Origin of the sequence: Streptomyces griseomycini, assembly GCF_014203535.1 — a bacterium.
Taxonomy (GTDB): domain Bacteria; phylum Actinomycetota; class Actinomycetes; order Streptomycetales; family Streptomycetaceae; genus Streptomyces; species Streptomyces griseomycini.
In genome coordinates this window covers 518,046-541,217 of record NZ_JACHJI010000002.1, presented here as the reverse complement: position 1 = coordinate 541,217, position 23,172 = coordinate 518,046, and the positions used below count along the sequence as shown (strand labels likewise).

The 23,172-nt window shown below is 72.8% G+C and carries 19 protein-coding genes; 13 read left to right on the top strand and 6 right to left on the bottom strand.

The window, feature by feature from the left end; translation table 11 throughout:
- Positions 1–18: 18 nt before the first annotated feature.
- The 4 genes from FHS37_RS06995 to FHS37_RS06980 all read right to left on the bottom strand — a co-directional run bounded on the left by FHS37_RS06995 (position 19) and on the right by FHS37_RS06980 (position 5,976).
- Positions 19–2,250: a polysaccharide pyruvyl transferase family protein gene (locus FHS37_RS06995; protein WP_184818167.1), complete on the bottom strand. Its 2,232-nt coding sequence runs from the start codon at positions 2,248–2,250 to the stop codon at positions 19–21.
- On the bottom strand, positions 2,247–3,557 hold the full coding sequence (locus FHS37_RS06990; protein ID WP_184818165.1) for a glycosyltransferase family 29 protein: 1,311 nt from the start codon (positions 3,555–3,557) through the stop codon (positions 2,247–2,249). Before FHS37_RS06990 ends, FHS37_RS06995 begins: the two co-directional genes overlap by 4 nt.
- A gap of 101 nt (positions 3,558–3,658) precedes the next feature.
- Complete coding sequence (locus FHS37_RS06985) at positions 3,659–4,990, bottom strand: polysialyltransferase family glycosyltransferase (RefSeq protein WP_184818163.1); 1,332 nt, start codon at positions 4,988–4,990, stop codon at positions 3,659–3,661.
- Positions 4,990–5,976 carry a glycosyltransferase family 2 protein gene (locus FHS37_RS06980; RefSeq protein WP_184818162.1) on the bottom strand — a complete coding sequence of 329 codons (987 nt, stop codon included), beginning with the start codon at positions 5,974–5,976 and terminating at the stop codon, positions 4,990–4,992. Before FHS37_RS06980 ends, FHS37_RS06985 begins: the two co-directional genes overlap by 1 nt.
- 198 nt (positions 5,977–6,174) lie before the next feature.
- Between FHS37_RS06980 and FHS37_RS06975 the strand changes: the two genes are divergently transcribed.
- The 4 genes from FHS37_RS06975 to FHS37_RS06960 are packed head-to-tail and all read left to right on the top strand — an operon-like array spanning position 6,175 to position 10,809.
- Positions 6,175–7,482, top strand: coding sequence for a DUF6716 putative glycosyltransferase (locus FHS37_RS06975; RefSeq protein ID WP_184818160.1), 1,308 nt, complete (start codon positions 6,175–6,177; stop codon positions 7,480–7,482).
- 44 nt (positions 7,483–7,526) lie between these two features.
- Complete coding sequence (locus FHS37_RS06970) at positions 7,527–8,744, top strand: acylneuraminate cytidylyltransferase (RefSeq protein WP_184818158.1); 1,218 nt, start codon at positions 7,527–7,529, stop codon at positions 8,742–8,744.
- Positions 8,745–8,758: 14 nt separating this feature from the next.
- On the top strand, positions 8,759–9,697 hold the full coding sequence (locus FHS37_RS06965; RefSeq protein WP_184818157.1) for an N-acetylneuraminate synthase family protein: 939 nt from the start codon (positions 8,759–8,761) through the stop codon (positions 9,695–9,697).
- Positions 9,698–9,744: 47 nt separating this feature from the next.
- The gene (locus FHS37_RS06960; protein WP_184818156.1) at positions 9,745–10,809 is read left to right on the top strand and encodes a hypothetical protein; all 1,065 of its coding nucleotides are present in this window, start codon (positions 9,745–9,747) and stop codon (positions 10,807–10,809) included.
- A 62-nt stretch (positions 10,810–10,871) separates the two neighbouring features.
- Here FHS37_RS06960 and FHS37_RS06955 read toward each other — a convergent pair whose 3' ends face one another.
- Complete coding sequence (locus FHS37_RS06955) at positions 10,872–11,324, bottom strand: hypothetical protein (RefSeq protein ID WP_184818155.1); 453 nt, start codon at positions 11,322–11,324, stop codon at positions 10,872–10,874.
- 398 nt (positions 11,325–11,722) lie between these two features.
- On the opposite strand from FHS37_RS06955, the gene FHS37_RS06950 reads away from it, so the two are divergent.
- The 9 genes from FHS37_RS06950 to FHS37_RS06910 all read left to right on the top strand — a co-directional run bounded on the left by FHS37_RS06950 (position 11,723) and on the right by FHS37_RS06910 (position 22,183).
- Positions 11,723–12,952 (top strand): amidohydrolase, encoded by a 1,230-nt coding sequence (locus FHS37_RS06950; RefSeq protein WP_184818800.1) that lies wholly within the window; start codon positions 11,723–11,725, stop codon positions 12,950–12,952.
- 278 nt (positions 12,953–13,230) lie between these two features.
- Positions 13,231–14,283, top strand: a complete 1,053-nt coding sequence (locus tag FHS37_RS06945) for a BMP family lipoprotein (protein ID WP_184818154.1) — start codon at positions 13,231–13,233, stop codon at positions 14,281–14,283.
- A gap of 266 nt (positions 14,284–14,549) precedes the next feature.
- A complete protein-coding gene (locus FHS37_RS06940) occupies positions 14,550–15,599 on the top strand; it encodes a BMP family lipoprotein (protein ID WP_184818153.1) in 1,050 nt (349 codons plus the stop codon).
- A gap of 214 nt (positions 15,600–15,813) precedes the next feature.
- On the top strand, positions 15,814–17,391 hold the full coding sequence (locus FHS37_RS06935; protein WP_184818152.1) for an ABC transporter ATP-binding protein: 1,578 nt from the start codon (positions 15,814–15,816) through the stop codon (positions 17,389–17,391).
- Positions 17,391–18,515, top strand: coding sequence for an ABC transporter permease (locus FHS37_RS06930; RefSeq protein WP_184818150.1), 1,125 nt, complete (start codon positions 17,391–17,393; stop codon positions 18,513–18,515). The genes FHS37_RS06935 and FHS37_RS06930 overlap by 1 nt, the downstream gene beginning before the upstream one ends.
- On the top strand, positions 18,512–19,786 hold the full coding sequence (locus FHS37_RS39145; protein WP_184818148.1) for an ABC transporter permease: 1,275 nt from the start codon (positions 18,512–18,514) through the stop codon (positions 19,784–19,786). The genes FHS37_RS06930 and FHS37_RS39145 overlap by 4 nt, the downstream gene beginning before the upstream one ends.
- On the top strand, positions 19,783–20,196 hold the full coding sequence (locus FHS37_RS39140; protein ID WP_184818147.1) for a cytidine deaminase: 414 nt from the start codon (positions 19,783–19,785) through the stop codon (positions 20,194–20,196). Before FHS37_RS39145 ends, FHS37_RS39140 begins: the two co-directional genes overlap by 4 nt.
- A 101-nt stretch (positions 20,197–20,297) precedes the next feature.
- Positions 20,298–21,575, top strand: a complete 1,278-nt coding sequence (locus FHS37_RS06915; protein ID WP_184818798.1) for a thymidine phosphorylase — start codon at positions 20,298–20,300, stop codon at positions 21,573–21,575.
- 95 nt (positions 21,576–21,670) lie between these two features.
- Positions 21,671–22,183 (top strand): PDDEXK family nuclease, encoded by a 513-nt coding sequence (locus FHS37_RS06910; RefSeq protein WP_184818145.1) that lies wholly within the window; start codon positions 21,671–21,673, stop codon positions 22,181–22,183.
- 1 nt (position 22,184) lies between these two features.
- Here the strand turns inward: FHS37_RS06910 and FHS37_RS06905 are convergent, their stop codons facing one another.
- The gene (locus tag FHS37_RS06905) at positions 22,185–23,105 is read right to left on the bottom strand and encodes an AEC family transporter (RefSeq protein ID WP_184818144.1); all 921 of its coding nucleotides are present in this window, start codon (positions 23,103–23,105) and stop codon (positions 22,185–22,187) included.
- Between the last annotated feature and the right edge of the window lie 67 nt (positions 23,106–23,172).

Genomic DNA, 23,172 nt, shown 5'->3' with positions numbered 1-23,172 from the left:
CGGTGCGTTCCCGGTGGCTCACGTCCGGCCGAGGATCTCCCGGAGGTCGTCGAGGTTCGACCGGGTGGTCTCCCACAGGAGTCTCTGCGCGCCGTGCACGTCCGCCACGGCGGCCGCGTGGTCGTCCAGGACGGCGGCGGCCCGCTCCGCGAGCCGGGGGCCCAGCTCCCGGTCGTGCACGGACAGTCCCCACTCCGGACGGCCGATGTCGGACAGGAAGTAGGCGAGCTTCGGGTGGGAGACGAGGCTGAGGATCGGGGTGCCGCAGCCGAAGGGGATCATCCCCGCGTGCCCGCGCATCCCGATCACCAGCCGCGAACGGCCGTACAGGGCACGGATGTCGTCGTTCGGCACGTCGTACAGCTGCTCCACGGGAAGGCCGATGCCGTGCTCCCGGCGCAGGTCGTGCACGAACTTCTCGTCCGCGGGCATATGGGCCGCGTACCGCACGTCGGCCCGGTCCCGCAGCGCCCGCAGCGCGGTGGCCATCTGGGCGAGGAAATGGGCGTAGTCGTGGCCGAACCGCAGTCCGGCGCGGTCGTACGCGCAGTTGACCAGGACGGTGTCGTCCCGCTCCACCGGGTCGAGCCACCCCGGGACCAGGTACCGCGCCACCGTGGTCGGGCAGGGCTGGTGGCGCACCCGGTCGCGCAGCTCCTCGGGGAGCAGCTCGCGGACCCGCTCGATCGAGCCGTGGTTGCGCAGCCCGAAGAACGCCGACCGCTCGACGAGCACCCGCAGGCTCTCGGCGAACCGGCTCCGGCGGTAGAGCTGCCCGTCGAACACGTTGTAGCCGACCGCGAACACCACCAGGGGCACGGTGAGCCGGACCAGGACGTCGTCCGGGACGTTCCACTGCCAGTGGCTGTTGGCGTTGGGGGAGGTGTCCGGGAGGAAGAGCCCGCCGCCGCCCACGATCACCCCGCGCCGCGCGTTCAGCCGCTCCAGCGCCGCCTCGTCGACCAGCCGGTGCACCGGCTGCCGGTACCAGCGGCGCGGGCCGGTGTCGGTGCCGAAGCACAGGCGCACGGCCTCGGGCAGGACCCTGTCGCCCGCGTTCTCCCGGCCCTCGGCGAACAGCGCCACGTGCGCCAGCTGGTCCGCGGCGGCGTCCGGCTCCCGCGGCCCCGGCACGTCCGCACGGGTGCGGACGTACCAGGCGTGGCACCCGGCGTCGGTGGGATCGGCCTCCAGTCCGTGGCGGGCGTAGCGCCGCGCGTCCTCCTCCCGTCCGCACAGCCACGCCAGGCGGGCGAGCTGGGCGAAGGCACGCGGGGCGACGTCGGGGGAGGCCGCCGCCAGCAGCAGGTGCGCCTCGGCCTCGTCGTAGCGCGACAGCGCCATCAGGCAGACGCCGAGCGTCTCCTGGCAGCGCGGCGCGTCCAGCCGGTCCGCCACGACCGGGGCGAGGACGGCGACGGCCTCGTCGTAGCGGCCCTGCCGGCGGTACACGTCGGCGACCGTGCGGGCCAGGCCGAGGGAGGGGCGCGCCCGCAGCAGGGGCGGCGCGAGGTGCGCCAGGAGGTCGGGGTGCTTCTCCCCGGGCAGGGCGCAGTAGGCGGCCCGGAACTCCTCGTCGCCCATCTCGAAGCGGCGCCGCGCCTCGGCGGCCGGACCGTACCCGGGCTCGTCGAACGGGCCGGTGAAGCGCAGGACGGCGACGTGCGCGGGCACCGGCGTGTCGTCGTGGAGCCGGCGGGTCAGGAAGTCGTACCGCGCGTCGAGCGGGGTCAGGACGCCCTCGAGCGCCGCGTCCAGGCCGTCGCCGCCGGCGTCGGCGAGCCGGTCCGCCGCGGCGCCGTCCACGTCGGCGCGCTGGACGACCAGCAGGCCGTCCGGCAGGACGGCGCGCCGCTCACCGCCCGCCCCGTCGCACAGCAGCTGCGGGACGGCGCCCACCCCGTGGCGCATCCTCAGCAGCTCGCCGACGTCCCCCAGCACGACCATGTCCGGACCGAGGGCGACGACGGTGTCGTAGCCCTCCAGCCGGAAGACGTCCGCACGGCCGTCCGCCCGGCGCGTGACGACGCGCGGGTGCAGCCGGCGCAGCGCGTCGAACGAGGAGTCCGGCAGCCCGGGGTGCAGCACCACGAAGTCCTCGCACACGCCCGGGTTGGTGAGCGCCAGGCTGCGGAGCAGCGCGGGGAGGCAGGACAGGCGGTCCTCGCCGGTGTGGACGGCGAAGGCGATCCGGCGTTTTCCGGTGACGGTGCTCCGGTCGTCCGCGGAGGAGGTGGGGGAGTGGGTCATCGCAGGGCGATCCTCGTCGTGCCGGCGTCGACGTGCGTCGCGCGGTCCATGACCCATGCGGCCTCCGCCGGCCGCAGCCGGCCGGGCTTGTCGAAGCCGACGAGGTCCAGGCGGGGGCTGACGTCCAGGAAGTCCAGGAGCCGCAGGACGGTGAAGGCGGTGGTGGCCCCCGCGTCCCGGCCTCCCCCGCTCTCGGCACCGCTCGAGCGGGGGGACCCCCATGGGCGGGAGGCACCCCCGTCGCCCAGCAGCGCCGGGTCGTCCAGCGGCCGGCGCAGGGAGGCGTCCCCGACGTGTTCCTGCGCCCCGGGCACGAGCCGCCGCCGCGTGGCGCGGCGCCACGCCGCGGCCGGGTCGCCGAACACCAGCCGGATGCCGACCCGCTGCGTCCAGGCGGGTCCGTCCCACGGGGCGTCGCCCCGCAACGAGACGGCGTGCAGATCGGTGCGCCCGCCGGTGTCCTCCGCGCGGACGCGGAACGCGTCGCAGCGCACCACCAGGTCGTAGCGGTCGATCTCGGCGCCCAGCGCGCTCCCGGCGACCTCCGCGGCACCCGCGACCAGGCACGCCGTCCGTCCCGCGACCAGGCCGCGCAGGCCGTCGACGCCGATCGGGGTGCTCCCGCCGAGCAGCGGGTCGGGCATCCCGTCCCGCTCGACGAGCCGCCGGTACGTGCCGTACAGCTCCAGCAGGCGCCGCACGGCGGGGTCGCCCTTGCCGTGCCCGGCCACCCGTGCCCGCACGTGGGCGGCGAACTCGGGCGCCGCGGTCGCGGTGGGCCGCCCGGGCAGGTCGCGCAGCGGGGAGCCGGCCTCGGGGAAGAGCGCGGCGGCCTCCTCCAGGCACGCCCGCCGGCGCCGCAGCGTGTCGATCCTGCGGGTGACCTCCGCCGTCGCGTCGCCGCCCTGCAGCAGCGCGAGGTGGCGGTCGTAGGCCGCCAGCGCCTCGTCGTCGCGGCCGAGCCCGTCCAGTGCCAGGCCGCGCAGCCGCCACGCCCCCCTGGACCGCTGCCGGATCAGCGTCGCCGTCTCGGCGACGCCCAGCGCCAGGCCCGGTCCGTCGTCCCCACCGGCCTCCAGCGCGCGCTCGCCGACCTGGAGCAGGGCGTCGAAGGGGTCGGCCGACGGGGTGGCCAGGGAACCGGCGAGGACGCCGATCGCCCGGGTGAGGCGGGCGTCCCGGGGACCGGACCGGTCGTCCCGCGCCGCGAGGTACTCACCGCACAGCCGCAGGCCCCGGGCGTACAGGTCCCGCCTGGCGGCTTCCTTCTGCCGAGCCGTGAGCAGCCCCGCCAGGGGGTTCGCCATGCCTTCCACCGTCCTTGGATCGGAGGCCGAATGTGCCCCAGCACGGCGGTCCGCGAGTGGCTTCGGGGTGGACAGCGGGTGAACTCTCCCCGGACTCGCCCTCACCTCCGCACGGCCTTCTTCAGCGCCCGCGCCCGCCGCACCACCCGGCGCGCGGCGGAGTTGCGGGACAGGAGCGCCAGCCGCGTCGGGACGCCGCCGGGGAGCCCCAGGGCGGTGAGCCGCTTGCGCCGGAAGTAGCGCCGGGCGCGCGGGCCGAAGTGCTCGGCGAGGTGGCGCTCCGCGACCGGGCGCAGGGCCGGGTGGACCTGCGGCTGCATGGTGAAGCCGAGCGCGGTGACCAGGTCCTTCAGCTCGTCCCCGGGAGGGACGTCCGCGCCCTCGCCGGACTCCAGGTCCGGCAGCAGCGCGTCGGCCAGGACGGCCGGCACCCGGTTGCCGTTCTGGTACGGCGTCAGCCGCTCCAGGAGCCGCTCGGTGCCGACGCGGGCGACCGGCAGGCCGTAGAACGCGGACGCCGTGAACAGCGCGGTCGAGAAGCAGCCGACGACCAGCGCGGGCCGGGCCCTGGCGAAGAGCACCTCGGCGAGGACGGGGGCGTCCAGGACGGTGAGGTCCACGCCGAGCCGCTCGGCCTCGGTCTCCAGGGCTCGGCTGTGGCGGACCGGCGCGAGCGGGTGCGGCTTGAAGACGACGGTGCGGTGGCCGCGCCCGGCCGCCCCGCGCACCATCCGCACGTGCAGGTCCTCCTCCTCGCCGGGGGAGAGGACGCCGAGCGCGGACAGGTACTGGCCGAGCAGCAGCGCCGCGCCGTCCGGCGGCGCGGGCAGCGCGCCGGCGGCGTCGGACGCCTCGTCCACCGCCTTCAGGAAGGCGTGCGTCGGCACCACGCGCGCCGGCACGTCGAACTCGGTCAGCAGCATCGGCGTGAGACCCGGCACCAGGTCCAGGTGCAGCAGCTGCCGTACGCGCGTGCCCACCAGCGGGTCGAGCTTGCCCCGGGTGGGGCCGTAGCCCATCAGGCCGTCGGCGTAGACGTGGATCGGGGCCCCGGTGAACACCTGGGCCACCGTCAGGGCCGGGGGGACCTCCGGGGACTCCAGGACCAGCTCCACGCGGTCGTCGCCGAGCCCCCACAGCAGCCGCAGATGGCGCTGGAGGAGCGGGACGTCGTCGGAGCGCGGCGTCCAGGCCGCCGGGTGGAAGGGCCGGATGGTCTCGTTCCAGGAGAGCACGTCGTCGAAGTGCTCGCGCAGCGGTGCGAAGCCCGGCGTCTCGTCCGGCGCCGGAGCGGTCTCCGGGGTCGCGGCGTCGTTGCAGACCAGCAGCACCCGCCGCTCCGCCTCCGGGAAGCAGCCGGACTCGATCGCGGCCGCCAGCGTGGCGACGCCGTACGGCGTCGAGGCACAGAAGATCTGGGTGGTGCGGGACATCAGGCGGCCCCCTTCGCCGCGCCGGTCCGCCGCCGCAGCCGCCGCAGCACGGTGGAACGGTGCAGGTCCATGGTCTCCAGCACCTCGTCGAGCACGTCCTGCGGCATCCGCCGGAGCGCCGCCGCGCTCATCGTCCGCAGCTGCCTGGCCACGGCCGGTTCGAACTTGTCCTCCTCGGCCAGGTGGTGGGCGATGATCGCGCAGTACGTCCGCACCGCCTTGGGCAGCAGCCGGTCGGCGTCCCGGTCCGCCGACGTCTCCTCGACGATCTGGTCGAAGGCGCGGATGAAGTCGAGCTGGCGGGCGTCGCCGATCCGGGTGAGGGAGGAGGCGACCCCGCGCCGGTAGAACACCCCCAGCAGGCTGATCACCGCGAACGACTCCGCCTCGCGGTGCAGCCTCCAGGTCCACGGCCGGTCCTCGGCCGTGTGCAGCCCCTCGGTGAAGTGCAGCAGCCCCCGCTCCAGCAGCCGCCGGTGGTAGGCGCCGGCCCAGACGGACACGTAGTCCACCGAGGTCGTCCGGTCCGCGGGCAGGATCGCGTCCCGCGGGTTCAGCACCTCGTCGCGCAGGCCGACCTGCACCCGGCGTACGGACCGGGCGCGGCCGGTGACCTGCACGTGGTCGGTGCGGACGAAGTCGCAGCCCAGCTCCTCGGCGGCCGCCACCAGGCCGGACAGGTAGCCCGGGGCCAGCCAGTCGCCGCCGTCCAGGAAGGCCAGGTACTCGCCGCGCGCCGCGTCCAGTCCGGTGTTGCGCGCGGTGGCGACCCCCTCGTTCCTGTCATGACGGACGGTGCGCACCTGGGCGACGCCCGAGAGTTCCTCGGCCGCACGGTCGACGATCGCCGGGGTGCCGTCCTCGGAATGGTCGTCGACCAGAACGAACTCGAAGTCCGGCCGGGCATTCAGGCGAAGACTCCTGAGGGTGTCCGGGGCGTATTGCCGAACGTTGTAGAACGGGACGATCACGGAAAGCTTTGGCACCCGCAAAACCCTAGGAGACGGTCCGGCTCGGCAACTTTCCGCCGGCCGTACGGGGGGTGAACTCCGTATGTCGGTCCGGTGCACCACGCGTACGTCCGGGATTCCCGCGGGCCGGTTCGGTTCTCGGTGGGGTGTTGTTAACTCTTCGTTGATTCACGGTTGGGCCATACCTAGAATTCGCTTCCTAGCGTCTTCGGCGTGCCAGCAAGTGCAACGAAGCCCCTCAGGGTGGCGGTCCTCGCGGATTCCGACACCCGGTGGAAATGGGGCGCGCTCACCGCGAACCGCGTCGCGCCGCGGGAAATCCGCCTGGACGGGTACCTGCTGCGGGGCCGCGCCACCCCCACCGCCCGCCAGCTCGGCGAGGTCGGCGTCCGCGCGGACTCGCTCCGCGAGGTCACCGGGGTCGAGTTCCTGCGCGCGATGCGCGAGGAGCCCTGCGACGTCCTCGTGCTCGCCCTGGTCGGCGGCGGTGTGCAGGCGATGCTGCACGGGCTGAAGCGGGTCTGGGAGGACCGGCCGCGGCGGCCCGTCGTCGTCACCGGATACGTCGGCGTCGTCTACGAGAAGCTCGCCGACGGCCTGCTGCTGCGCCACGGCGCCGACCTGGTGCTCGCCAACTCCCGCCAGGACGCGGACCGGTTCCGCGCCGTGTACGAGGGGGTGGGCGCCGACGCCTCGTCGGTGACGGAGGTCGCGCTGCCCTTCCTCGGCGGGGCCCCCTACACCGGCGAACACGAGCCCCGCACGGTGGTCTTCGCCGCCCAGCCCTCCGTCCCGGAGAGCCGCGGGGACCGTGCGTACCTGCTGAACCGGCTGGTGCAGCACGCCCGCCGGCACCCCGAGCGCGAGGTGCTGCTGAAGCTGCGCTCCAAGCCCGGCGAGCACACCACGCACATCGAGGAACTGCCCTACCAGAAGCTCGCCCAGCGGCTGGACCTGCCGGCCAACTTCCGCCTGGTCTACGGGCACATGGGCGAGGTCCTCGACCGCACCGACCTGCTGGTCACCGTCAGCTCCACGGCCGCCCTGGAGTCGCTGCACCGCCGCATCCCGACCGTGGTCCTCACCGACCTCGGGGTGCGCGAGGCGCTCGGCAACCACCACTTCGTCGGCTCCGGCTGCCTCGCCTCCTGGGACCAGCTCGACGCCGGGCACCGACCGGAGCCCGACGCGGAGTGGGTGGCCCGGCAGGGGGTCGTCGCCGACGGCTCGTACGCGACCGCCTTCGACGCGGCCCGCGCGCGCATCGCCGAGCTGCTCGGCCGCCCCGGCGGACTCCCGCCGCTGACCCCGTACTACACGCCCGTCACCGCGCCCGGCTACCTGCCCGGCATCCTCGCCCGCCACCACCTCGGCCCGGACGGCACCCCGCTGCCCGGCGCGCCCGCCGCCGAGAAGGAGCCCGGACCGGTCCGGCAGGTCGTGCGCCGGGCGGCGCGCGGCGCCTACCGGCACGGCGTGCAGCGCGTGGCCCCGGTGATCCGCCGGATGGGCGAGCTGTGACCGCCCGGGCCGCCGCCCCGAACCCCGCTCGAGGAGCTGATCCCATGTCCAACCCACCGGTGGTGCGCCGGGTGCTCGCCGTGATCCCCGCGCGCGGCGGCTCCAAGGGCGTGCCCGCGAAGAACCTCGCCCCCGTCGGCGGCATCCCCCTGGTGGCGCGCGCCGTGCGCGAGTGCCGGGCCGCCCGGTACGTCACGGACGTCGTCGTCTCCACCGACGACCAGGCCATCGCGGCCGTCGCCCGGCAGGCCGGCGCCGAGGTCGTGCTGCGGCCCGCCGCCATCGCCGGCGACACCGCCACCTCCGAGGCGGCCGTGCTGCACGCCATGGACACCCACGAGGCCCTGCACGGCGCCCCGGTGGACGTCGTCCTGCTCGTGCAGTGCACCAGTCCGTTCCTGGTCCGCGAGGACGTCGACGCCGTGGCCGGCGCGGTCGTCGACCAGGGAGCCGACACCGCGGTGACCGTCGCCCCCTTCCACGGCTTCGTCTGGCGGGACGCCGACGACGGGACGGCCGCGGGCGGTCACGGCGTCAACCACGACAAGTCCTTCCGCCCCCGCCGTCAGGACCGTCCCCAGGACTTCCTGGAGACCGGCGCGGCCTACGCCATGGACGCGGCCGGCTTCCGCGAGCACGGGCACCGCTTCTTCGGCCGCACCGAACTCGTGCGCACCGACCCGGCCCGCGTGCTGGAGATCGACGACCCGCACGACCTCGCCCGCGCCCGCGCCCTCGCCCCGCTCCTCGACGCGGACAGGCCCGGCGCCCTTCCGACCGCTCAGGACATCGACGCGGTCGTCCTCGACTTCGACGGCACCCAGACCGACGACCGGGTGCTGATCGACGCCGGCGGACAGGAGTTCGTCGCCGTGCACCGCGGCGACGGACTCGGCATCGGAGCCCTGCGCAGGTCGGGCCTGAAAATGCTGATCCTGTCCACGGAGCAGAACCCGGTCGTCGCCGCCCGCGCACGCAAGCTCGAGCTCCCCGTGCTGCACGGCGTCGACCGCAAGGACCTCGCACTCAAGCAGTGGTGCGAGGAACAGGGCATCGCGCCGGAGCGCGTGCTCTACGTCGGCAACGACGTCAACGACCTCCCGTGCTTCGCCCTCGTCGGCTGGCCCGTGGCGGTCGCGAGCGCCCACGACGTCGTACGCGGCGCCGCACGCGCGGTCACCACCCTCCCCGGCGGCGACGGCGCGATCCGGGAGATCGCCGGCTGGATCCTCGGCCCCTCCCTCGATTCCCTCCCCAAGTAAGGAAACCCCCGGTCATGAGCACCAACTCCCGCATCCGCACCTTCGGTTCCCGCGAGGCCGGTCCCGGTCGTCCCGTCTACATCACCGGCGAGATCGGCATCAACCACAACGGCGACCTCGAGAACGCCTTCAAGCTGATCGACGCCGCCGCGGACGCCGGCTGCGACGCCGTCAAGTTCCAGAAGCGCACGCCGGAGATCTGCACCCCGCGCGACCAGTGGGACATCGAGCGCGACACCCCCTGGGGCCGGATGACCTACATCGACTACCGCCACCGCGTGGAGTTCGGCGAGGACGAGTACCGCCGGATCGACGAGTACTGCAAGGAGAAGGGGATCGACTGGTTCGCCTCCCCGTGGGACACCGAGGCCGTCGCCTTCCTGGAGAAGTTCGACGTCCCCGCCCACAAGGTGGCCTCCGCCTCCCTGACCGACGACGAGCTGCTGCGCGCCCTGCGCGCCACCGGCCGCACGGTCATCCTCTCCACCGGCATGTCCACCCCGAAGCAGATCCGCCACGCGGTCGAGGTCCTGGGCAGCGACAACATCCTGCTCTGCCACGCGACGTCCACCTACCCGGCGAAGGCCGAGGAGCTGAACCTCCGCGTGATCAACACCCTCCAGCAGGAGTACCCGAACGTCCCGATCGGCTACTCCGGCCACGAGACCGGCCTGCAGACCACGCTGGCCGCCGTCGCCCTCGGCGCCACCTTCGTCGAGCGCCACATCACCCTGGACCGCGCCATGTGGGGATCCGACCAGGCCGCCTCCGTCGAGCCCCAGGGCCTCGCCCGCCTGGTCCGCGACATCCGCACCATCGAGGCGTCCCTCGGCGACGGCGTGAAGAAGGTCTACGAGTCCGAGCTGGGCCCGATGAAGAAGCTGCGCCGGGTCCCCGGCGTGGTCGCCGAGGCGGAGATCGCGGCGGCGGCGGGCGAGCCGCTGACGGTCTGAGCGCACCGAATCCCACACCCCCCTTACGACGGGAACGGCGTACGTCGATGAGCCCCCGCGCCGGGAAGGCCGGCCCCCACACCCTCGCCTTCGTCGAGAGTCCGGTACAGCTGCTGAACGTGCTGGAGTGGGCGCACGCGCACGCTCCCGGCGTGGGGCTCACCCTCGTGGTGCTGTCCCCGGTCGACCCGATGACGCGCGGCCAGCTGCGCCGCATGTCCGAACTGGCCCGCGAGGAGGGCCACGAGGTCCGCTGGGAGGAGGCCAGGGGCGGACCGGCCGCGCCGCTGCAGACGATCGGCGGCCTGGCCGGCCCGCTCCGCCGCGCCTCCCGGATCGTCCTCGGCGACCCCTTCTCGCGGTACGTCCAGCTGCTGCTGACGATCACCCGGGCCCGCGACCTCGTCGTCGTCGACGACGGCACGGCGACCATGGAGTTCGTCGGCCAGCTGGCCCGGGGCGAACGCCTGGTCCGCTGGCACCGCAAGGGCGGCCGCCCCGGCCCCCGGGACCTGCTCCTCGCCCCGGTGTCGGCCGCCGCCCGGCGCCGGCTCACCCCGGGCGGGAAGCGCCGGGTGGAGGTCTTCTCCTCGATGCCGATGGAGGACACCCCGCCCGGGGTCACGCTCACCGCCCACACCTTCGCCTGGACCCGGGCCCGCTTCGGCCCTCCCCGGATCACCCAGGGCGCCGACCTGGTGGGCACCTCCCTGGTGGAGACCGGCGTGGTGGACGCCGACGCCTACCTGGCGGCCGTCCGCTCCCTGGCCGAGGTGCACGGCGCGAAACGCTACTTCGCCCACCGCCGCGAGAGCACGGAGAAACTCCACCGGCTGGCGGTCGGGACGGGCCTGGAGATCGTCCGCCCCGAACTCCCCCTGGAGCTGATCGCCCGTCGCGGCCCCATCGGCCGCACCGTCGTCAGCTTCCCGTCCACGGTCGTCCACACCCTCCCGCTCGCCCTGTCCGGCACGGGGGTCACCGTCGCGGTGTGCGACATCGACCCCGCCTGGCTGACCCGGAACGCTTCCCCCCGGGCCCGGGGCTTCCTGTCGAACGTCACGGACACGGCGAAGGACGCCCACCACCTGTCGGCGGTACCGGCGGTCTGACCCCGCGGGCGGTACCGGCGGTCCGGCCCTGCCCGCGGTACCGGAGGGCCGACCGCACGGCCTCAGGTGTTCAGCCCCGTGCCGGGCGTGCCGAACAGCGTCCGGGCGCCTTCGTCGAGGTGCGCGAGCCCCTCCACCATCCGGGCCGCGACCCGCCACCGCGGGCCGGCCCGCAGCTCCCACGCGTGGAAGGCGACGCCGGTCAGCAGCTCGCTGCGGGGCGCCGCCGGCGCGCGCCTGCGGAGGGCGAGGCCGAGCCGGGTCCGCACCGCCCAGAGGCCGTCCGCCGGCGCGACGGGCTCCGACATCTGCCGGATCTCGTGCGACTCGTCGAAGAGCTCGGACCGCGCCTGGAGGAAGTCCGCCGGCCCTTCCGGGCCCCGCCACACGTGACCGCCCACGAAGCCGGTCCGGAAGTCCGGCGTGAGGACGTCGTCGAGCACCCGCTCCGGCGACGCGTGCGCCTGCAGGAGGGCGAAGTACCGCTCGACGGTGTCCCGGATCCGCGGGGTCACGGTGGTCGTCGAGGGCGGTCCGTCGGTCGTACCGGCCTCCCGGCAGGGGTGGAGCCCGGCGTTCCCCGCATCCTCCGGTCCCGTCCGCCCGCCCGCCACCGACCCGCCCCGGGCGGCCGCACCGGTGTCCGCCGGATGAACCGGTCCGCGTGGGCTGGGCCGAGCGTGGTAACCGTGGAGGAGTGGGTGGATACCGGAACCGCGGCGTCACTGTGACCGACGTCACGATCCGGCAGGTCATCGGGCTTCCACCCCGTGAAAGAGCGGCGAGTTTACCCATCTCGATTGACAGCTATGCGTAGGACAGCCGGATTTTCTTCCCCTAACGGAATGATTTTTCTTGATCGAGGGTCAGTCGACGGCCCCGGCGCCCTACCCTTCAAAGGGTGAAACCACTGATGTCACTGGAGTCCGAGGTCGACCTTCCCGGCGGAGCGGTGCTTCCCGGCGCGCTGCCCGAGGCCCTGCGTGCCGAGCTCGTCGCGTTCCGGCGCGACCTGCACATGCACCCGGAGCTCGGCAACCAGGAGTTCCGCACGACCGCCGCGATCAAGGAACGGCTGGAGCAGGCGGGCCTGAAGCCGCGCGTGCTCTCCAGCGGGACCGGCGTGATCTGTGACATCGGGACGGACGTCGAGGCCGGCACCGACTCGGCGATGCTGGCCCTGCGCGCCGACATCGACGGCCTGCCCATCCCCGACATGAAGACCGAGTGCCCGTACCGCTCCACCGTGCCCGACCGCGCGCACGCCTGCGGCCACGACGTGCACACCGCCGTGGTGCTCGGCACCGGCCTCGTCCTCGCCGAACTGCACCGCCAGGGCCTGCTGCCCCGGCCCGTGCGGCTGATCTTCCAGCCCGCCGAGGAGGTGCTGCCCGGCGGCGCCGCCGACGCCATCGCGGACGGCGCGCTCGACGGCATCGGCCGGATCCTCGCCGTGCACTGCGACCCCCGGGTCGACGCCGGGAGGATCGGACTGCGCGAGGGGCCCATCACCTCGGCCTGCGACCGGCTGGAGATCGCCCTCGACGGTCCCGGCGGCCACACCGCCCGCCCGCACCTGACCACCGACCTGGTCACCGCCGCCGCCCGCGTCGTCACCGACGTGCCCGCCCTGGTCGGCCGGCGCGTCGACAGCCGCAGCGGCCTCGCCGTGACCTGGGGCCGGATCGAGTCGGGCCACGCGCCCAACGTCATCCCGCAGCACGCCGAACTGTCCGGCACCGTGCGCTGCCTGGACCTGGAGACCTGGCGGCAGGCCCCCGACATCGTGGTCGCGGCCATCGACGAGGTGGCCAACCTGCACGGCGCGAAATCGGAGATCAACTACGTGCGCGGCGTCCCGCCGGTCGTCAACGAGGCCGGGGCCGCCGCGCTGCTGCGCGACGCCATGACCGCCCGGCGCGGAGCGGATTCCGTCGAGGGCACCGAGCAGAGCCTGGGCGGCGAGGACTTCTCCTGGTACCTGGAGCACGTCCCCGGCGCCATGGCCCGTCTCGGCGTCCGCCCTCCCGGTGAGCGCACCGTGCGCGACCTGCACCAGGGCGACTTCGACGTGGACGAGCACGCCATCACCGTGGGCGTGGAGCTCTTCACCGCCGCCGCCCTGCTCGACGCCCTCCGCTGACCCCTTCGGCCCCGGCGGCCCCCGCCGTCGCCTTCCGGCCGCTCCGGTTGCAGCGCGGTCGGGGGAGGGGCAGCGTGGGTCGCGTGCCGTACGGCATGCGCGCCGCACCGGACGCCCCTTTCGACCCCTCATGATCACCTGGTTCACGGGGGCGTAACCGGCCATCGGCACGAATGGATAACGGCCCCGTGGAACCCCGTTCCCAGGAGTGTCTACGCGCGTTAATGTGCGCCGAACCGAGCACCCGTTGCGGGGCTTTGGAGAATGGGGAACTTCAGATGCGTCGGATATCCAAACTGGCCCGCGTCGCGGTGGGGGTCGCGTCGCTCGCACTCGCCGCCACGGCCTGCGGCGGCACCAGCAGTGACAACAACGACGGCGGCGGCGGTTCCAAGGAAGACCTCGGCCTCGCCATCGCCTACGACATCGGCGGCAAGGGCGACCAGTCCTTCAACGACGCCGCCTTCGCCGGTCTGGAGAAGGCGAAGAAGGAGTTCGACTACAAGACCGCCGACGTCGAGCCCACCGAGGGCGAGACCGACGCGGACAAGGAGCAGCGCCTGGCCTCGCTGGCCCGCCAGGGCTACGACCCGGTCATCGGCGTCGGCTTCGCCTACGGCCCCGCGATGAAGGCCGTGGCCGAGAAGTACCCGGACACCACCTTCGGCATCGTCGACTCCGTGGTCGAGGGCGACAACGTCGCCTCCCTCGTGTTCGCCGAGGAGCAGGCCTCGTACCTGGCCGGCGTCGCCGCCGCCAAGGCCACCAAGAGCAAGGTCGTCGGCTTCGTGGGCGGTGTGGACATCCCGCTGATCCACAAGTTCGAGGCGGGCTACACGCAGGGCGTCAAGGACACCGACCCCAAGGTGAAGGTGATCCCGCAGTACCTGACGCAGACGGCGGAGGAGGGCGGCTTCTCCAGCCCGGACAAGGGCAAGGCCGCCGCCGAGGGCCAGATCGAGAAGAAGGCCGACGTCGTCTACCAGGCGGCGGGCCTGTCCGGTCAGGGCGTGATCGAGGCCGCCGCCAAGGCGAAGGTCTGGGCGATCGGCGTCGACTCCGACCAGTACCAGCAGGAAGCCCTCGCCGCGTACAAGGACTACATCCTCACCTCCGCCCTGAAGGACGTCGGCGGTGCGGTGTACGCCCTGGCCAAGTCCGTCGAGGACGGCAAGCCGCTGACCGGCACCCAGGTGTTCGACCTCAAGGTGAACGGCGTCGGCCTGTCCGAGAGCAACCCGAAGATGGCCGAGGTCCCCGGCCTGACGGACGCCGTGGCCAAGGCCGAGGAGGGCATCGTCGGCGGCTCCATCGAGGTCAAGACGGAGTAACCCGTCCGGAGCCGTACGAAGCGGGCGGGCGCCCGGGAGCGCCCGCCCGCTTCGCCGTGCCCGCGCCCGGTCGCGTCCAGGTCACCCACCGCCACCCCGCCTTCGCGATCGGCAACGCCTTGACCAGGGCTTCGGGTGAGCTTGGGCACGGCCGGATAACAAGGTGGACAGAAGGGGTTTTCAGGCAGGTCTACGCGCGTTAATCTGCGGCGAAGCCAGCGCCGTAGCTGAACCGTCCGGCGCTTGTACGACTAGGAGCACCACTCATGCGCCGGATTTCCCGGATCACGGTCGCAGGCGCAGCGACCGCCTCCCTGGCCCTCGCCCTCTCCGCCTGCGGCAGCACCTCGTCCGAAAGCTCGTCCTCGGAGTCCAAGGGCGACAAGGGCCTCGCCATCGCGTACGACGTCGGCGGCAAGGGTGACCAGTCCTTCAACGACGCCGCGTACGCGGGTCTGGAGAAGGCGGAGAAGGAGTTCGGCTACGAGACGGCCGACGTCGAGCCCACCGACGGCGAGACCGACGCCGACAAGGAGCAGCGCCTGGTCTCGCTGGCGAAGCAGGGCTACAACCCGGTCGTCGGCGTCGGCTACGCCTACGCCTCCGCCGTGAAGGGCGCCGCCGAGAAGTTCCCGGACACCACCTTCGGCATCGTCGACGACGCCACGGTCGAGGCCGACAACGTGGCCGACCTGGTCTTCTCCGAGGAGGAGGCCTCGTACCTGGCCGGCGTCGCCGCCGCCGAGACCACCGAGACCGGCGTCGTCGGCTTCGTGGGCGGCGTGAACATCCCGCTGATCCACAAGTTCCGCGCGGGCTTCGAGCAGGGCGTCAAGGACACCGACCCCAAGGTCAAGGTCCTCTCGCAGTTCCTGACCCAGACCGCGGAGGAGGGCGGCTTCTCCAGCCCGGACAAGGGCAAGTCCGCCGCCGAGGGCCAGATCGAGAAGAAGGCCGACGTCGTCTACGCGGCCGCCGGTCTGTCCGGTCAGGGCGTCATCGAGGCCGCCGCCGCCAACAAGGTGTGGGCGATCGGCGTCGACTCCGACCAGTACCAGCAGGAAGCCCTCGCCAAGTACAAGGACTCCATCCTGACCTCGGCGATGAAGGACGTCGCCAAGGCGGTGTACAACCTGGCGAAGTCGGTCGAGGCCGGCAAGCCCACGACCGGTATCGTCAAGGGCGATCTGAAGACGGGTGAGGTGAGCCTGTCGAACTCCAACCCGAAGTTCGCGGACGACGCCGAACTCCAGGAAGCCATCGAGACGGCCAAGGAGAAGATCATCAGCGGCGAGATCAAGGTCAAGTCGAGCTGAGACACCCCTGAACGACCCTGAGCAGCAGGTAACCGCGGGGTCGCGTCCGCTCGACGGGGTACGGGGAGCCCGGCTCCCCGTACCCCGTCGGTGTGGTGCGCCACCCCTTTGTATGCCGTAGGGGCGCTACGCGCGTAGACGACCCCCGTCCCCAGGAGAGTGCGCCATCAACGCGTCCAGCAGCCCTCCGGCCGGAGCGGCGGTCAGCGAATCGGTGACCGCCGTCGAACTCGCCGGGATCACCAAGCGTTTCCCGGGCGTCGTGGCCAACCACGACATCCACCTCACCGTCCGCAAGGGCACCGTCCACGCCCTCGTCGGCGAGAACGGCGCCGGCAAGTCGACGCTGATGAAGATCCTCTACGGCATGCAGAAGCCGGACGAGGGCACCATCGCGATCCACGGCGAGCAGGTGAGCTTCTCGTCGCCGGCCGACGCCATCGCCCGCGGCATCGGCATGGTGCACCAGCACTTCATGCTCGCCGACAACCTCACCGTCCTCGAGAACGTCGTCCTCGGCAGCGAGAAGCTGTACGGCATCGGCGCCAAGGCCCGCCGCAGGATCAAGGAGATCTCCGACCGCTACGGCCTCGACGTCCGCCCCGACGTCCTGGTCGAGGAGCTCGGCGTCGCCGCCCGCCAGCGCGTGGAGATCCTCAAGGTCCTCTACCGCGGCGCCACCACCCTGATCCTCGACGAGCCCACCGCCGTCCTGGTCCCGCAGGAGGTCGACGCGCTCTTCGACAACCTGCGCGAGCTGAAGTCCGAGGGCCTGTCCGTCATCTTCATCTCCCACAAGCTGGGCGAGGTCCTCTCCGTCGCCGACGACATCACCGTCATCCGCCGCGGCACCACGGTCGGCACCGCCGTCCCCGCCGAGACCACCCCGCGCCAGCTGGCCGAGCTGATGGTCGGCAGCGAACTGCCCACCCCCGAGACGGCCGAGTCCACGGTCACCGACCGCCCGGTCCTCACCGTCGACAAGCTGCGCCTGACGGCCCCCGGCGGCAAGGCCCTGCTCGACGACATCACCTTCACCATCCACGCGGGCGAGGTCCTGGGCATCGCCGGCGTCGAGGGCAACGGCCAGACCGAGCTGGTGGACGCGCTCATCGGGCTGCGCCACGCCGACTCCGGCACCATCCGGCTCGTCGACGAGGAGATCACCGCCTGGCCCACCCGCAGGCGCCGCGAGCAGGGCATCGGCTACATCCCCGAGGACCGCCACCGCCACGGCCTGCTCCTGGAGGCCCCCCTCTGGGAGAACCGCATCCTCGGCCACGTCACCGAGCGGCCCAACGCCAAGGGCGTCTGGCTGGACCCGAAGGCCGCCCAGGAGGACACCCGCCGGATCGTCCAGGCGTACGACGTCCGCACCCCCGGCATCGACGTCACCGCCGCCTCCCTGTCCGGCGGCAACCAGCAGAAGCTGATCGTCGGCCGCGAGATGAGCCACAAGCCGCGCTTCCTGATCGCCGCCCACCCCACCCGCGGCGTGGACGTCGGCGCCCAGGCCGCCATCTGGGACCACATCCGCGAGGCCCGCCGCGAGGGCCTGGCGGTGCTGCTGATCTCCGCCGACCTGGACGAGCTGATCGGCCTGTCCGACACCCTCCGCGTGATCTACGACGGCAGGCTGGTCGCCGACGCCGACCCGGCCACCATCACCCCGGAGGAGCTCGGCACCGCCATGACCGGCGCCGCCTCCGGCCACCTCGAACACGAAGAGACCCCCGAGACCCCGGCCGACGCCTCCACGTCCCCCGAGTCTCCGGAAGACGAGGCCCGCTGATGAAGAAGTTCGACAAGGAGCGCGTGCTCCTCGCGGTGGCCGGGCCGGTCATCGCGCTCGCCGTGGCCTTCGTGCTGAGCGCGATCGTGCTGATCGCCTCCGGCAAGAACCCCGTCGAGCCGTTCGCCCTGATGTTCGAGCAGGCCGGGTTCTCCGACATCCAGGTCCTGATCATCAACCAGGCCTCGATGTACTACATCGCGGCCCTCGCGGTGGCCATCGGCTTCCGGATGAACCTGTTCAACATCGGCGTCGACGGCCAGTACCAGCTCGGCGCCTTCATGGCCGCCGTCGTCGGCGCCCACGCCGACCTGCCGGCCGCCCTGCAGATCCCGCTGCTGCTCCTCACCGCCGTGTTCACCGGCGCCTTCTGGGCCGGCGTCGCCGGTGTCCTCAAGGTCACCCGCGGCGTCAGCGAGGTCGTCGCGACGATCATGCTCAACGCGATCGCCACCTCGCTCATCGTCTACATGTGGAAGCCGGACGTCTTCGGCGTCAAGATCGGCAACAACAACACCACCGGCGAGATGCACGAGTCCGGCTGGGTCCCCGGCATCGACATGGGCGCGGCCGGCGAGGTCTACGGCCTGGTGATCCTCGCCGTCCTGCTCGGCATCGGCTACTGGGTCGTCCTCAACCGCACCCGCTTCGGCTTCGACCTGCGCGCCTCCGGCGCCTCGGAGTCCGCCGCCTCCGCCAGCGGTGTCGACCCCAAGCGCATGGTGCTCACCGCCATGCTGCTCTCCGGCGCCATCGCCGGTCTCGCGGGCCTGCCGATCCTGCTCGGCGACTCCCACACCTACAACCTCAACTTCCCCACCGGCATCGGCTTCCTCGGCATCGGCATCGCCCTGCTGGGCCGCAACAGCCCCGTCGGCATCGCCTTCGCCGCCCTGCTGTGGGCCTGGCTCGACAAGGCCTCGCCCGAGCTGGACTTCCACGGCTACGACAAGGAGATCGCGGTCATCATGCAGGGCCTGATCGTCCTCTCGGTCGTCGTCTCCTACGAGGCCGTCCGCGAGTGGGGCCTGCGCCGCCAGCAGCGCCGGGTCGGCGCGGAGCTCGCCGCGGGTCACGTCCTGGGCGCCGACAACAACACCACGAAGGAGGTGGCCGGCCGATGACCGCACCGACCACAGCGACCGACGTCAACCAGCCGTCGCTGGAGCACGCACCGAAGGCCGGCCGCCGCATGTCGTGGCCCGTACTGCTCCTGGTCATCGCCGGAGCCCTGGCACTGACCTCGCTCGTCCGCCTCATCACCGGTGCCAACGGCATCACCAACGTCAGCCAGATGTCCACCGCCCTCCAGCTCGCCGTCCCGATCGGCCTCGCCGGCCTCGGCGGCCTGTGGGCCGAACGCGCGGGCGTCGTCAACATCGGCCTCGAGGGCATGATGATCCTGGGCACCTGGTTCGGTGCCTGGGCCGGATTCCAGTGGGGTCCGTGGACCGGCGTCCTGGTCGGCCTCGTCGGCGGCGCGCTCGGCGGTCTGCTGCACGCGATCGTCACCGTCACCTTCAACGTCAACCACATCGTCTCCGGTGTGGCCATCAACATCCTGGCCCTCGGCGCCACCCGCTACCTCGCCCCGCTGGCCTTCGAGGGCCACCAGGGCGGCTCCGCCAAGCAGTCCCCGGCGGTCGACTCCCTCGGCCACTTCACCGTGCCCGGACTGTCCGACTGGCTGAGCGACCTCAACGACAGGGGCTGGTTCTTCGTCTCCGACGTCGCCGGCCTGCTCGGCGGACTGGTCACCGACGTCTCCTGGCTGACCCTGATCGCCGTCGCGCTCGTCCCCGCCACCTGGTGGATCCTGTGGCGCACCCCGTTCGGCCTGCGACTGCGCTCCTGCGGCGAGAACCCGGTGGCCGCCGAGTCCCTCGGCGTCAACGTCTACAAGTACAAGTACCTCGCCGTGATCATCTCCGGTGCCCTGGCCGGCCTCGGCGGTGTCTTCCTGTCCATCGTGGCCAACCCCTTCTACCTGGAGGGCCAGACCAGCGGCCGCGGCTACATCGGCCTCGCCGCGATGATCTTCGGCAACTGGATGCCGGGCGGCCTCGCCATCGGCGCCGGCCTCTTCGGCTACACCGACAGCCTCAACCTGCGCGGCGGCTCCACCAACGTGCACGCCCTGCTGCTGCTCGGCGCGCTGCTGCTGGTCATCGGCGCGATCTGGCTGGCCGTCCGCAAGAAGTACCTCCACGCGGTGATCACCCTGATCGTCGGCGCCCTCGTCTTCGCCTGGTACGCCGGCACCAACGAGGTCCCCAACCAGGTCGTCTCCGCCACGCCGTACGTCATCACCCTCGTCGTCCTCGCCCTGTCCGCGCAGCGGCTGCGGATGCCGAAGGCGGACGGCATGCCGTACCGGAAGGGGCAGGGCAAGTGACCCCGCCCGAGGCCGCCGCGGCCGACGTCGACTGGGAGGCGCTGCGCGCACTCGCCCGGGAGGCCATGACCCACGCCTACGTCCCCTACTCGGGGTACCCGGTCGGCGTCGCCGCCCTGGTCGACGACGGGCGCACGGTCTCCGGCTGCAACGTCGAGAACGCCAGCTACGGGCTCGGCCTGTGCGCCGAGTGCGGGATGGTCTCGGAGCTGCACCGCACCGGGGGCGGCCGCCTCACGCACTTCACCTGCGTGGACGGCGACGGCGAGATCCTCGTCCCGTGCGGCCGCTGCCGCCAGCTGCTGTACGAGTTCGGCGGGCCCGGACTGCTGCTGGAGACCCCCGAGGGGATCCTGCCGCTGTCGGAGATGCTGCCCCAGGCCTTCGGCCCGCAGCACCTCACCAAGTGACCCCCGTGCGGCCCCTCCGAGCGACTGCCGACACCGTCGACCGGAGGGGCCGCCCCCTTCGCACCGCCCTTCGCACCCCGGAAGGAACGCCACCCATGGCCATGGACGCCATCTCCGTCATCCGCACCAAGCGGGACCGCGGCGAACTCAGCGACGAGCAGATCGACTGGGTCATCGACGCGTACACCCGCGGGGAGGTGGCCGACGAGCAGATGTCGGCCCTCGCCATGGCGATCCTCCTCAACGGCATGAACCGGAGCGAGATCGCCCGCTGGACGGCCGCGATGATCGCCTCCGGCGAGCGCATGGACTTCTCGTCCCTGTCCCGCCCCACCGCCGACAAGCACTCCACCGGTGGCGTCGGCGACAAGATCACCCTCCCGCTGGCCCCGCTGGTCGCGGCCTGCGGCGCGGCCGTCCCCCAGCTCTCCGGCCGCGGCCTCGGCCACACCGGCGGCACCCTCGACAAGCTGGAGTCGATCCCCGGCTGGCGCGCCCTGCTCTCCAACGAGGAGATGCTGGACGTCCTGGACACCACCGGCGCGGTGATCTGCGCGGCGGGCGACGGACTCGCCCCCGCCGACAAGAAGCTCTACGCCCTGCGCGACGTGACCGGCACGGTGGAGGCGATCCCGCTCATCGCCTCCTCGATCATGTCGAAGAAGATCGCCGAGGGCACCGGCTCCCTGGTCCTGGACGTCAAGGTCGGCACCGGCGCCTTCATGAAGACCATCGAGGACGCCCGCGAGCTGGCGCGCACGATGGTCGGCCTGGGCACCGACCACGGCGTGAGGACGGTCGCCCTGCTGACCGACATGGCGACCCCGCTCGGCCTGACCGCGGGCAACGCGCTCGAGGTCCGCGAGTCGGTCGAGGTCCTCGCGGGCGGCGGCCCGGCGGACGTCGTCGAACTGACCCTCGCCCTGGCCCGCGAGATGCTCGACGCGGCCGGCCTCAGGGACGCCGACCCGGCGAAGGCCCTGGCCGACGGCTCCGCGATGGACGTCTGGCGCCGCATGATCACCGCCCAGGGCGGCGACCCGGACGCCGAGCTGCCGGTGGCCCGCGAGCAGCACGTGGTGAAGGCCCCGTCCTCCGGCGTCCTGACCCGCCTGGACGCCTACGGCATCGGCGTCGCCGCCTGGCGCCTCGGCGCGGGCCGCGCCCGCAAGGAGGACCCGGTGCAGGCGGGCGCGGGCGTGGAGCTCCACGCCAAGCCCGGCGACACGGTGACCGAGGGCCAGCCCCTCCTGACCCTCCACACGGACACGCCCGACCGCTTCGAGTACGCCCTGCAGGCGATCGAGGGCTCCTACGACCTCGCCGCCCCCGGCACGGACTTCACGGCGTCGCCGGTGGTGCTGGAACGCATCGCCTGACCTGCGGTTTTCCCGATCGGGTGAACGGGACCGGTGGACCCCCACCGGTCCCGTTCGGCATGCTGAGACCGGTGACGCACCCATAGGAGACCGCCGTGAGCGCACTCACCGTCAGCCAGGAGCCCGACCGGAGCTGGGACGACCTCGTCCGGTTCTGGGAGGAGACGGAACGGCCCGAGGGCAGCAAGGTGGAGATCATCGAGGGGATCATCACCGTGTCACCCGCTCCCGCGTACCGCCACAACGTGATCGCGGCCCGCATCCAGCGTCGTCTCTACTCCGTGATCCCCGAGGACTGGGAAGTCCTCCAGACTTCGGCCATCGCCGTGCCCTCACGTCTGGGCATGCTCGTCCCGGACCTCGTGGCGGCCCCGGTACGGGAGCACACGGAGTCGGACACCCACGTCCCCGCCGCCTGCGCCGCCGCGGGCATCCCGCTGTGCCTCCTCGTCGACCGCCGGGCCCCCGAAGGCCCGACCGCGGCGCTCCACGGCGAACCGAAGGGTGACGTCCACCGTCCCCTGAGCACGGCGAAGTTCGGCGAGCCGGTCAGGCTCCCCGCCCCCTTCGACCTCGTGATCGACACCGCGGAGTTCCCCGGGAGCTGAGTCACCCCAGCAACGCCGCCACCGCCACCAGCACCGGCACCGACAGCACCGTCGACACCAGGATCGACTCCCGTGCCAGCGTCTCGCCCACCCGGTACCTGCTCGCGTACGTGAAGAGGTTCTGCGCGGCCGGCAGGGCCGACGTCACCACCACGTCCAGCAGCTGCGCCCCGCGCAGTCCGAAGACCCCCACCGCCAGCGCCCAGGCCACCACCGGCTGGCCCACCGACTTCAGCGCCACGGCGAGCAGCACCGCGCCGCGCTCGCCGCCCCGCAGGGGGAGCGTGCTGCCCCGCAGCGAGATCCCGAACGCGAGCAGCACGGCCGGAACCGCCATGTTGCCGATCAACGTCACCGGGTCCATGACGGGGCCCGGGACCGTGATGCCGGTCGCCGACACCGCCACCCCCGCCAGCGACCCCACCGCGATCGGATTGCGCAACGGCGTGAGCAGCCGCCGCCACAGCGGACCCTTCTCACCCGCGGTGGTCAGGTCGAGGACCGTCAGGGCCACCGGGGTGACCCCGACGAGCTGGAACAGCAGCACCGGCGCCACCAGGGAGGCGTCCCCCAGGACGTACACGGCGATCGGGATGCCGAGGTTGCCCGAGTTGACGTAGCCGGCGCACAGGGCGCCGATCGTGGTGCGGCCCACGCCCCAGCGGCGTACGACGCCCACCGCCACGAAGACGCCCGCCACCGCCGCCGTGCTCAGCGCCGTGACCAGCAGCCGGCCGGAGAAGACCACCGACAGGTCGGCCCGGGCGAGCGTGGTGAACAGCAGGGCCGGGGACGCCACGTGGAACGCGAGCGTCGTCAGGACCTCACTGCCCTGCCGGCCGAGGTGCCCCCGGCGGCCGAGGACGTAACCGACGCCGATGACGACCGCGATCACCGCGAACCCGCTCAGCACCCCCTGCACGGAGACTCCTCGCGGCGGCGGACCGCACCGGACACCGCGGGCGGAGACGATCTTCGGCGCATGCCCC

What these genes read in the sequence shown, in the direction of transcription:
- FHS37_RS06950 (WP_184818800.1), top strand. Translation starts at nt 11,723, where the DNA reads ATGTCACTGGAGTCCGAGGTCGACCTTCCCGGCGGAGCGGTGCTTCCC.
- FHS37_RS06930 (WP_184818150.1), top strand. Translation starts at nt 17,391, where the DNA reads ATGAAGAAGTTCGACAAGGAGCGCGTGCTCCTCGCGGTGGCCGGGCCG.
- FHS37_RS39145 (WP_184818148.1), top strand. Translation starts at nt 18,512, where the DNA reads ATGACCGCACCGACCACAGCGACCGACGTCAACCAGCCGTCGCTGGAG.
- FHS37_RS06965 (WP_184818157.1), top strand. Translation starts at nt 8,759, where the DNA reads ATGAGCACCAACTCCCGCATCCGCACCTTCGGTTCCCGCGAGGCCGGT.
- FHS37_RS06945 (WP_184818154.1), top strand. Translation starts at nt 13,231, where the DNA reads ATGCGTCGGATATCCAAACTGGCCCGCGTCGCGGTGGGGGTCGCGTCG.
- FHS37_RS06995 (WP_184818167.1), bottom strand. Translation starts at nt 2,250, where the DNA reads ATGACCCACTCCCCCACCTCCTCCGCGGACGACCGGAGCACCGTCACC.
- FHS37_RS06985 (WP_184818163.1), bottom strand. Translation starts at nt 4,990, where the DNA reads ATGTCCCGCACCACCCAGATCTTCTGTGCCTCGACGCCGTACGGCGTC.
- FHS37_RS06940 (WP_184818153.1), top strand. Translation starts at nt 14,550, where the DNA reads ATGCGCCGGATTTCCCGGATCACGGTCGCAGGCGCAGCGACCGCCTCC.
- FHS37_RS06915 (WP_184818798.1), top strand. Translation starts at nt 20,298, where the DNA reads ATGGACGCCATCTCCGTCATCCGCACCAAGCGGGACCGCGGCGAACTC.
- FHS37_RS06990 (WP_184818165.1), bottom strand. Translation starts at nt 3,557, where the DNA reads ATGGCGAACCCCCTGGCGGGGCTGCTCACGGCTCGGCAGAAGGAAGCC.
- FHS37_RS06970 (WP_184818158.1), top strand. Translation starts at nt 7,527, where the DNA reads ATGTCCAACCCACCGGTGGTGCGCCGGGTGCTCGCCGTGATCCCCGCG.
- FHS37_RS06960 (WP_184818156.1), top strand. Translation starts at nt 9,745, where the DNA reads ATGAGCCCCCGCGCCGGGAAGGCCGGCCCCCACACCCTCGCCTTCGTC.